The organism is Arthrobacter sp. Cr_A7 (assembly GCF_029222765.1).
Lineage (GTDB): Bacteria > Actinomycetota > Actinomycetes > Actinomycetales > Micrococcaceae > Arthrobacter.
In genome coordinates this window covers 1-8663 of sequence record NZ_JARHXQ010000287.1, presented here as the reverse complement: position 1 = coordinate 8663, position 8663 = coordinate 1, and the positions used below count along the sequence as shown (strand labels likewise).

The 8663-nt window shown below is 67.0% G+C and carries 9 protein-coding genes; 3 read left to right on the top strand and 6 right to left on the bottom strand.

Annotated features, from left to right (window positions below):
• Nucleotides 1–34 precede the first annotated feature (34 nt).
• Together P2Q66_RS17025 and P2Q66_RS17020 are read left to right on the top strand one after the other, a co-directional pair.
• Complete coding sequence (locus P2Q66_RS17025; RefSeq protein WP_275730028.1) at nt 35–1918, top strand: dynamin family protein; 1884 nt, start codon at nt 35–37, stop codon at nt 1916–1918.
• Nucleotides 1918–3411 (top strand): dynamin family protein, encoded by a 1494-nt coding sequence (locus P2Q66_RS17020; protein ID WP_275730025.1) that lies wholly within the window; start codon nt 1918–1920, stop codon nt 3409–3411. The genes P2Q66_RS17025 and P2Q66_RS17020 overlap by 1 nt, the downstream gene beginning before the upstream one ends.
• 93 nt (nt 3412–3504) lie before the next feature.
• On the opposite strand, the gene P2Q66_RS17015 is transcribed toward P2Q66_RS17020, so the two are convergent.
• Together P2Q66_RS17015 and P2Q66_RS17010 are read right to left on the bottom strand one after the other, a co-directional pair.
• On the bottom strand, nt 3505–4167 hold the full coding sequence (locus tag P2Q66_RS17015) for a hypothetical protein (RefSeq protein ID WP_275730022.1): 663 nt from the start codon (nt 4165–4167) through the stop codon (nt 3505–3507).
• 5 nt (nt 4168–4172) lie between these two features.
• Nucleotides 4173–4565: a PLDc N-terminal domain-containing protein gene (locus P2Q66_RS17010; RefSeq protein ID WP_275730021.1), complete on the bottom strand. Its 393-nt coding sequence runs from the start codon at nt 4563–4565 to the stop codon at nt 4173–4175.
• 62 nt (nt 4566–4627) lie between these two features.
• On the opposite strand from P2Q66_RS17010, the gene P2Q66_RS17005 reads away from it, so the two are divergent.
• Nucleotides 4628–4942 carry a DUF4229 domain-containing protein gene (locus P2Q66_RS17005; protein ID WP_079597605.1) on the top strand — a complete coding sequence of 105 codons (315 nt, stop codon included), beginning with the start codon at nt 4628–4630 and terminating at the stop codon, nt 4940–4942.
• A 21-nt stretch (nt 4943–4963) separates the two neighbouring features.
• Here the strand turns inward: P2Q66_RS17005 and P2Q66_RS17000 are convergent, their stop codons facing one another.
• The 4 genes from P2Q66_RS17000 to P2Q66_RS16985 all read right to left on the bottom strand — a co-directional run bounded on the left by P2Q66_RS17000 (nt 4964) and on the right by P2Q66_RS16985 (nt 8532).
• Nucleotides 4964–5845, bottom strand: a complete 882-nt coding sequence (locus P2Q66_RS17000) for a 1,4-dihydroxy-2-naphthoate polyprenyltransferase (protein WP_115524790.1) — start codon at nt 5843–5845, stop codon at nt 4964–4966.
• 75 nt (nt 5846–5920) lie between these two features.
• The gene (locus tag P2Q66_RS16995) at nt 5921–7102 is read right to left on the bottom strand and encodes an AMP-binding protein (protein WP_275730015.1); all 1182 of its coding nucleotides are present in this window, start codon (nt 7100–7102) and stop codon (nt 5921–5923) included.
• A gap of 13 nt (nt 7103–7115) precedes the next feature.
• Nucleotides 7116–8069 (bottom strand): 1,4-dihydroxy-2-naphthoyl-CoA synthase, encoded by a 954-nt coding sequence (locus tag P2Q66_RS16990; protein WP_275730012.1) that lies wholly within the window; start codon nt 8067–8069, stop codon nt 7116–7118.
• 22 nt (nt 8070–8091) lie between these two features.
• Entirely contained in the window at nt 8092–8532 is a 441-nt protein-coding gene (locus P2Q66_RS16985) for a VOC family protein (RefSeq protein WP_275730009.1), read from the bottom strand.
• Between the last annotated feature and the right edge of the window lie 131 nt (nt 8533–8663).

Sequence of the window (8663 nt, the reverse complement as noted above, 5' to 3'; positions counted from 1 at the left end):
TTCCAATTCGGGGCTCAACGCAAAAGGAAACGCTGTGGCAGAAGCAGGACCGGCAAAATCGACAACACCGGCCACCGCCGGGCAACTGGTCAGACTCGTGGAGCATGGACTCACACTGGTTGGCACGGGCGACAGGGCAGATCTCCGCAAGCGCCTGGACCAGACCATGGGACGGCTCAAGGATCCCAGCATCCGCGTCATCGTGGTGGGTGAATTCAAGCAAGGCAAAAGCAAGCTCATCAACGCCCTGGTCAACGCGCCGGCGTGCCCCGTTGACGACGACATTGCCACATCGGTCCCCACGGTGGTCCGCTACGGTGATCCGGCCTCCGCAGCCATCCTGGTCCCGAAAGCCGAAGGGGATGCCGGGGACGAAGGCACCGTTGAACGCCAGCAGATCCCCATGGCCGACTTGCCGGCCTACGTTTCCGAGCAGGGAAACCCAGGGAACAGCAAGAAGCTCGTCGCGGCCGAGGTCTACCTTCCCCGCAAGGTCCTCACCGGCGGGCTCACCGTCATAGACTCGCCCGGTGTTGGCGGCATGGGCTCCTCACACACCCTCACCACCCTTACGGCCTTGCCCACCGCCGATGCCATGCTCCTGGTTTCAGACGCCTCGCAGGAGTACACCGAACCGGAACTGCGCTTCCTCCGCCAGGCCATGCGGATCACCCCCAGCGTTGTGGGTGTCCTGTCCAAGACCGACCTGTACCCGGACTGGCGGCGGGTGGAGGAGACGGACCGGTTCCATCTGAGCAAGGTGGCCCCCGACATCCCGCTGTTCCCGGTCTCGTCGGACCTCCGCCTTGAGGCCGCACGCCTGCAGGACAGCGAGCTGAACAACGAATCCGGCTTTCCCGGGCTGATCAGCCACCTCCGGAACGAGATCGTGGGTAACGCTCAGCGCCTGCAGCGGCGCTCCGTCAGCCAGGACCTGCTGTCCGTCACCGAGAACCTGCGCCTCTCCCTGCAGACCGAGCTGGAAGCACTGGAAAACCCTGCAGGCACGCCCCAGATGATCGCCCAGCTGGAACTGGCCCGCGCCGAAGCCGACGACCTCCGGAAACGGTCCGCACGCTGGCAGATCACCCTCAACGACGGCATCAGCGACCTCATCGCCGACATGGAGTACGACCTCCGGGACCGTCTCCGCCGCATCCAGCGGGAAGCCGAGACCGCCATCGACCAGGGTGACCCGGGCCCCAGCTGGAATGAGTTTTCCAAGTGGCTGGAGGAATGCGCGGCCGCTGCCATCTCCGACACCTTCGTCTGGACCAACGAGCGTGCCCAGTGGCTGGCAGCCCAGGTGGCTGAACACTTTGCAGCCGATGAGGTGTCGTTGCCGGTGATGCGGGTGTCCGACTCCGGTGACGCACTTGACCCCGTGGACGCGATGCCGGGCATGGAGGATGGACGCATCAACCCTATGCAGAAGGTACTGATCGGCATGCGCGGATCCTACGGCGGCGTGCTGATGTTTGGCCTCCTCACCGGCATCTTCGGTATGGCACTGATCAACCCGCTCTCGGTGGGCGCCGGCTTGCTGCTGGGCCGCAAGGCATACCGGGAGGACAAGGAAGCCCGGCTCAAGCGCCGGCAGGGCGAAGCCAAGGCCCTGGTCAGACGACAGATCGATGACGTCACCTTCCAGGTAGGCAAGCAGCTGAAGGACCGGCTGCGGCTGGTCCAGCGTTCCATCCGCGACCACTTCACCGAAATCGCGGAGGAACACCACCGCTCCCTGACGGATTCGGTGACGGTGGCGCAAAAGGCAGCCACCACCTACGCCCTGAAGAAGGACGTCCGGATCCGGGAAATCAAGGCGGAGCTGAAGAAGGTGGATGCGCTCCACCGGGCAGCGGAAGTTGTTGCGGCCGAAGTGGCCGGCAGCAGGAAACTGTCGTCGGTGGCGGTCTGATGACTGCCGCAACCGTTTCCGGAGCCGCGAGCCTGGTCCAGGAGGCATTGAAAGCCTACGGGGATGATGACGCAGCAGCCGCCGTGCTGCGGGGTTATGCCCGGAGACTGGCGGAGCCGTTGCGGATTGCCATCGCGGGCATGGTGAAAGCCGGAAAGTCCACGCTGCTTAACGCGATCATCGGGGAGGAGATAGCGCCCACGGATACCGGGGAATGCACCCGCATCGTCACCTGGTACCGCCACGGCCACACGCCACGGATCACGCTGCACCCGAAGACCGGGGAACCGCGGAACCTGCCACTCAAGCGCGTGGACGGCCGGCTGGTGTTCGTGCTGGGGGACGTGCAGGCGGAGGACGTGGAGCGGCTGGATGTGGAGTGGCCGTCCCCGATGTTGCAGACCATGACCCTGATCGATACCCCCGGCATCGCCTCGCTGTCCGAGGACGTATCGGCACGGTCCACCAGCTTCCTCACGCCCGAGGACACACCATCGGAGGCGGATGCCGTCATCTACCTGATGCGCCACATGCACGCGTCCGACCTGCGTTTCCTCGAATCCTTCCGGGACACGGAAGCGGGCCGCTCCGGCACGGTCAACGCACTCGCCGTGCTGTCCAGGGCCGACGAGGTGGGCGCCGGCCGGATCGATTCGCTGCTGTCCGCAGGCGAGATCGCCGAAAGGTACCGGCGGGACCATAACCTGCGGAAGCTGGCATTGGGGGTTGTCCCGGTGGCAGGGCTCCTCGCCCAGAGCGCCCGGGCCATGCGCCAGCAGGATTTTGTGTCGCTCCAACAGCTGGCCGGACTGGAACGTGCAGACCGGGAAAAGATGCTGCTCTCGGCCGACAGGTTCCTCCGGTCCACCAACCCGGAGGCTCTGACAGCGGAGGCAAGGGCTTCCCTGCTGGCGAGGTACGGGCTGTTCGGTATCCGGCTGGCCGTGGTCCTGATCCGGAACGGCTTCGACGAACCAACACCGCTGGCGCACGAGCTTGCCCGGCGCAGCGGCCTGGATCCCTTGCTGGACCTGTTGGGCCGCCAGTTCCAGGCTCGCGCGGAGGCGCTGAAGGCACGGACCGCGCTGGTGGGCGTGGAGTCCCTGCTGCGCACCTCACCCCGCCCGGGAACGGAGCATCTGGCCGCCGCCCTGGAACGGCTGCAGGCAAACGCCCACGAGTTCCGGGAACTGCGGCTGTTGGCGACGCTCCGGACCACCGGTGTGCCGCTGAGCTCCGAGCTGGCGAGCGAGGCCGAGGGCCTGATTGGGGGGTGGGGCGCTGCATCCCACGTGCGCCTGGGGCTGGATGCGGACGCGACGCCGGACGAATTGTCCGATGAGGCGCGCCGCTTCCTGCTGCGGTGGCGCGCCGTGGCCGAAAACCCGCTGACGGACAGGTCAGCCCTTGACGCCTGCCGCGTGGTCATCCGCAGCTGCGAGGGCATCCTGGCGGAATCCTCCGCCCGTCAGCGCCACCGCCAGCCAGCCTAAACGCAGGGCCTGTCGAAACGCGGTTTCGACAGGCTCAACCACCGTGAGTCCGGTGGTTGAGCTTGTCTAAGCCCAGTTCAGCTCAGCCACCGCTTAAGCGGGCCGGCTCGACTTAAGCCACGCGCCGGATGAAGGCAGGAAGAACAGCACCAGCCCGATCAGGGCCAGGAGCAGCTCGGCACCCCAGAGCAGCATGACGTAACTGCCGCCCTCGCCGTCGGGCACCAGGAACGCGGTGGCCACCAGCATGACCAGGGCATGGCCGGCCAGCAGCGGGACCAGGGCCCAGCGGGCCCAGCCCTGGCGGCCCAGCACTACGCCCAGCATGACGGCCTCCAGGAGCATCACCAGCAGGAGTGCGCCGCCGCTTCCCCAGAAGACGATGCCGGTGGCCGTGGTGACAGCCTCGGCGTCACCGCCTGGAGCCATCTCCTCCACCACGCTGCGTAGCCGCTCCAGGTGGCCGTCGCGGGTGAGGAACGAACCCACCAGTACGGCGAGCCCCGCCACGAAGCTGACAAGCCACAGTGTCCTGCCGTGCCGGATGGTTCCGGGCGCGGGCGGGATAACGGCGATCGGTGCCGGGGCGGAATACGAGAAACCGGGCCGGGGCGGCGGCGCGTGCTGGGTGGGCGGCGGCGGTGCCGGCTGGCCGGTTGGTGAATCTGACTGGGTAGGGATTGGCCCGTCTGGCGGGGAGGCGGTCCCGGAGGGGTCGGTCCGCAGCCGTTCTTGTCCGTCAGATTCGTGAGCCATGCGTCCTACTTCAGTCCGTCGGTATCGTGCTCGTCAGTTTCGTGCTTGTCTTTCCCGCCGTCGCCGTCCTTGGCCTTGGCATCCAGATCTTCCTCGAGTTTCTTCAGCCTGGCGGCCTCGGCCTCCTGGCGGCGGCGGACCTCGAGGTTGCGGAGGAACTCAGGATCATCATCCGGAGCTGCGGGATGGCGGTAATTCTGCTGCTGCGGGGATGTCCCGCGCGGCCGCCCGATGAGCAGCCACAGGATGGCGCCCAGCACGGGCAGGACGATCATGACCACAATCCACGCAGGCTTCGAGATCCCACGCGTGAGGCGGCCATCGGTCCGGATCACGTCCACGAGGCCATACACAAAGATGACGAGGACTGCCACGGCCAAAGCCACACGGAGGAGCATGCCATTAAGTCTATCGTCAGGAGGCCCACGGAACCTCGGGCGGGAGGCCGCTAAACTTGAATGTGGCCTTTTTGAAATATTCCCTGATCCGCCTGGCACTCTTCGTGCCGTTGTTCGTGCTCTTCACCCTCCTGCAGCTGGGCGTGCTGATGTCCGTCATCTGCGCAGCACTCATTGCCTTTGCCGTCAGCTACCTCTTTTTCCAGAAGCAGCGGGACGCGGCAGCCGCCGCCCTGCACCACCGTTTCTCCGGCAAGGCCAAGCCGCTCCGCTCAGCCGGCGAAGTCCAGGACGCCCACGCTGAGGACTCCCTGCTGGACGCCAACCCGGACGTCGCCATCAGCAACGACGCTAAGGACCCCAAGGCGCGCGGCTAACCGAGGCTGACCGGATAAGCCCTAGAAACCGTGGCCAAGCACCAGGCCCAGTGAGAACAGCAGGCTGTAGCCGAGGTTGATCAGGCCCGTCTGCTTCAGTACGGGTATGAGGCTCTTGCGCTTGCGGCCATTGATCATCAGCCACGAAGGCATCAGGCAGGCCGGAATCAGCAGCAGCACGATCAGCATCCACGGCCGGCCCGGAGCCAGGATGATCACCAGCAGGATGGCCAGGGCCAGCATCAGCACGTAGCTCTCCCGTGCGTGCTTGTCGCCCAGCCGTACCGCCAGCGTCTTCTTGCCCACCTGCATGTCCGTTGGAATGTCCCGCACGTTGTTGGCCATGAGCAGGGCGGTGGCGATCAGCCCGGTGCCGATGGCGCCGATGATGGCGGGCAGGTTGATCTGTCCCGCCTGGGTGTAGGTGGTGCCCAGGGTGGCCACCAGGCCGAAGAACACGAACACGAAAACGTCGCCCAGGCCCATGTAGCCGTACGGGTTCTTGCCGCCGGTGTAGCCCCAGGCCGCCATGACGCAGCCCAGGCCCACCAGGATCAGCCACCAGCTCTGGGTGATGACCACCAGGACCAGCCCGAACACCATGGCCGCGGCGAACGTGCCGAACGCGGCCCTTTTGACGTGCTCCGGTTTGGCCGCCCCCGAACCGACGAGGCGCAGCGGCCCCACGCGGTCGTCGTCCGTCCCGCGGATGCCGTCCGAGTAGTCGTTGGCGAAGTTCACGCCCACCTGGAGCAGGAGGGCCACCAGCGCTGCCAGGATGGCGTTGAACAGAAGGAACGAATCCATCTCGTAGGCGGCGGCAGAGCCGATCAGCACCGGCGCAATCGCAGCCGGCAGTGTTCGGAGTCGTGCGCCTTGGATCCATTGTGCGGCTGTGGCCACGGTCAGTACCTCATGTTGGTTCGGGAGTTCGGCGGGGCGAAAAGCACGTTCCCGCCGCAATGGTGCACGTCCACTCTACTTTCCCTGGTGCAGGGCGCTGAGTTCGGCGGTCATGGCCAGCCGGTCGGGTTTGCCGTTGGGCAGCATCCGCAGCGAGGACGCGGCCAGGACGGTTTTGGGGGCAAGGACCCCCAGCGTACGGCGCCACTCCTGTTCAAGCACGACGGCGTGGTCCCCGCTTCCGTCCGGACCGCCGCCGGCCTGTGCGGCGCCTTCGCCCGCCAGCGCCACGTAGGCCGCCACGGCCTGGCCCCACTCCGCGGACGGCACCCCTGCCACGAAAGCCGCGGCGACGGCGTCGGACTTTTCCAGCTCTTCCTGGATGTGGGCGGCGGAAACCTTGACACCGCCGGTGATGATCACGTCGTCCAGCCTGCCCAGCACGTTGAGGCGGCCGTCGTCGTCGATGCTGCCCAGGTCGCTGGTGCGGTACCAGCGGACGCCGTCCTCCTCGAAGAAGGTGCCGGATTCCTGGTCCGGGGCTTCCAGGTAGCCGGCGGCGATGGTGTCGCCGCCCAGCAGGATCCTGCCGTCCCCGTCCACTCGGACCGAGACTCCCTCCAGCGGGTAGCCGTTGTAGACGCAGCCGCCGGAGGATTCGGCGGAACCGTAGGTGGTGACCACGCGCACGCCGGCCTCCCGGGCTGCCGCCAGCAGGGATTCCGCTGCCGGGGCGCCGCCCAGCAGGACGGCGTTGAAGCGGCGGAGCACAGCCAGCGTCTCCGGGGAAGGATCGTCGAGGAGCCGCTGCAGCTGGGTGGGGACCAGGGAGGTGAAGCGGATCTTGTCCGTCAGTTCCAGCGCCGCGGCCGTGAAGGCCTCGGGGGTAAACCCGCCGGACATGTCCATGACCCAGGGGCGGGTGCCGGCGAACAGGGAGCGGACAAGTACCTGGATCCCGGCGACGTACTGCACGGGCAACGCCAGCAGCCACTGCCCTTCGCCCTTGAGCGCCAGCGCCGTGGCCATGGAGGACGCGGCCAGCGACTCCACGGTCAGGACGGTTGCCTTGGGCGACCCGGTGGAACCGGAGGTCCGGACCACGGCCACGGCGTCGTCGCAGCCGGGCGTTTCGATGTGGCCCACCACCAGGGCGCCGTCCGCGCCGATGGAGAGTTCGACGGCGGGGCCCTCGCCGTGGAGGGCGGCCGCGAGGGCTTTCAGGGCCGGTTCAATGTTGAGGGGGCCGCTATTCAATGCCGTTCCTGCCTTAGAAGTAGTGCGGGAAGCTGGACCAGTCGGGGTCGCGTTTTTGCAGGAAGGCTTCCTTGCCCTCCACCGCCTCGTCGGTCATGTACGCCAGCCGGGTGGCCTCGCCGGCGAATACCTGCTGGCCGGCCAGGCCGTCGTCGGCAAGGTTGAAGGCGAACTTCAGCATCCGGATGGCCTGGGGCGACTGCCGGGCGATATCGGCGGCGTACTCCAGGGCAACCTCCTCAAGGCGCTCATGGTCCACGGCCTCGTTGACCGCGCCCATTCGGACCATGTCCTCCGCGGAATATTCGCGGGCCAGGAAGAAGATCTCCCGGGCGGATTTCTGCCCGATCTGCCGCGCCAGCAGCGCCGAGCCGTAGCCGGCGTCGAAACTTCCCACCGTGGCGTCCGTCTGCTTGAACTTGCCGTGCTGGCGGGAGGCGATGGTGAGGTCGGAGACCACGTGCAGGGAGTGGCCGCCGCCGGCAGCCCAGCCGTTGACGACGGCGATGACCACCTTGGGCATGGTGCGCATCAGCCGCTGGACTTCCAGGATGTGCAGCCGGCCGGCCCGGGCGGGGTCGATGGTTTCCTGCGTCTCGCCGTCGGCATAGCGGTAGCCGTCCCGGCCCCGGATCCGCTGGTCGCCGCCCGAGCAGAACGAGTGCCCGCCGTCCTTGGGGGAGGGGCCATTGCCGGTGAGCAGCACGGTGGCAACGTCCGGGGTCATGCGGGCGTGGTCCATGGCCCGGTAGAGCTCATCCACCGTGCCGGGCCGGAACGCGTTGCGGACCTCCGGCCGGTTGAAGGCGATCCGCACGGTGGGCAGGTCACGCACCCAGGCGCCCTCGGCGTCGCGCTCCACCTGGCGGTGGTAGGTCATGTCCTGGAAGTCCTCGAACCCGGACACCACCCGCCAGCGGGTGGGATCGAAGACGTCGGACACCGAGGCGGGGATTTGGTTGCTCACCGTCCAAGTCTAGTAATCGGGCTCAGCTGATGCAGAACTCGTTCCCCTCGGGGTCGGCCATGGTGTGCCAGGAATGCGGGCCCTGGTTGGCCGTCCACAGGAAGGAGGCGCCCCTTGCTTCCAGCTCGCTGCGGACCTCGTCCTTGTCCCGGCCGGCCAGGTTCACGTCCCAGTGCACCCGGTTCTTGACCACCTTTTCGTCCTCACCGGTCTGGAACAGGAGGCGCCGGCTGGGTGCCTTCGCCTCGATTTCCTCCGGTGGGCGGATGGCGCACCCGTCCCGCCACACCAGGTTTCCCCGGTGCGTCATGGTCTGGTCCTCCGACGCGAAGCCCTGGTCGATCATGGAGCGGATAAACGTGGCGTCCTGCGGCTCCACCGCCCACTGCAGGGTTTCGGCCCACCAGTCGGCAAGCTCGTGCGGCTTCTTGCAGTCGATGACAATCTGGATGTTCAGTCCCATCCACCCAAGGTACGGCGGCAGGTGCCCCGGCGATAGGGTGCGGACAACAACGGGGGCCACGCCGCAGGGTGCCCTGGCCGGGCTTGCGAGGTTACGAAGCAACGCGGAGTCACTTTTGGCCCTTAAAAACC

What these genes read in the sequence shown, in the direction of transcription:
- P2Q66_RS17020 (WP_275730025.1), top strand. Translation starts at nt 1,918, where the DNA reads ATGACTGCCGCAACCGTTTCCGGAGCCGCGAGCCTGGTCCAGGAGGCA.
- P2Q66_RS17015 (WP_275730022.1), bottom strand. Translation starts at nt 4,167, where the DNA reads ATGGCTCACGAATCTGACGGACAAGAACGGCTGCGGACCGACCCCTCC.
- P2Q66_RS17010 (WP_275730021.1), bottom strand. Translation starts at nt 4,565, where the DNA reads ATGCTCCTCCGTGTGGCTTTGGCCGTGGCAGTCCTCGTCATCTTTGTG.
- P2Q66_RS16985 (WP_275730009.1), bottom strand. Translation starts at nt 8,532, where the DNA reads ATGGGACTGAACATCCAGATTGTCATCGACTGCAAGAAGCCGCACGAG.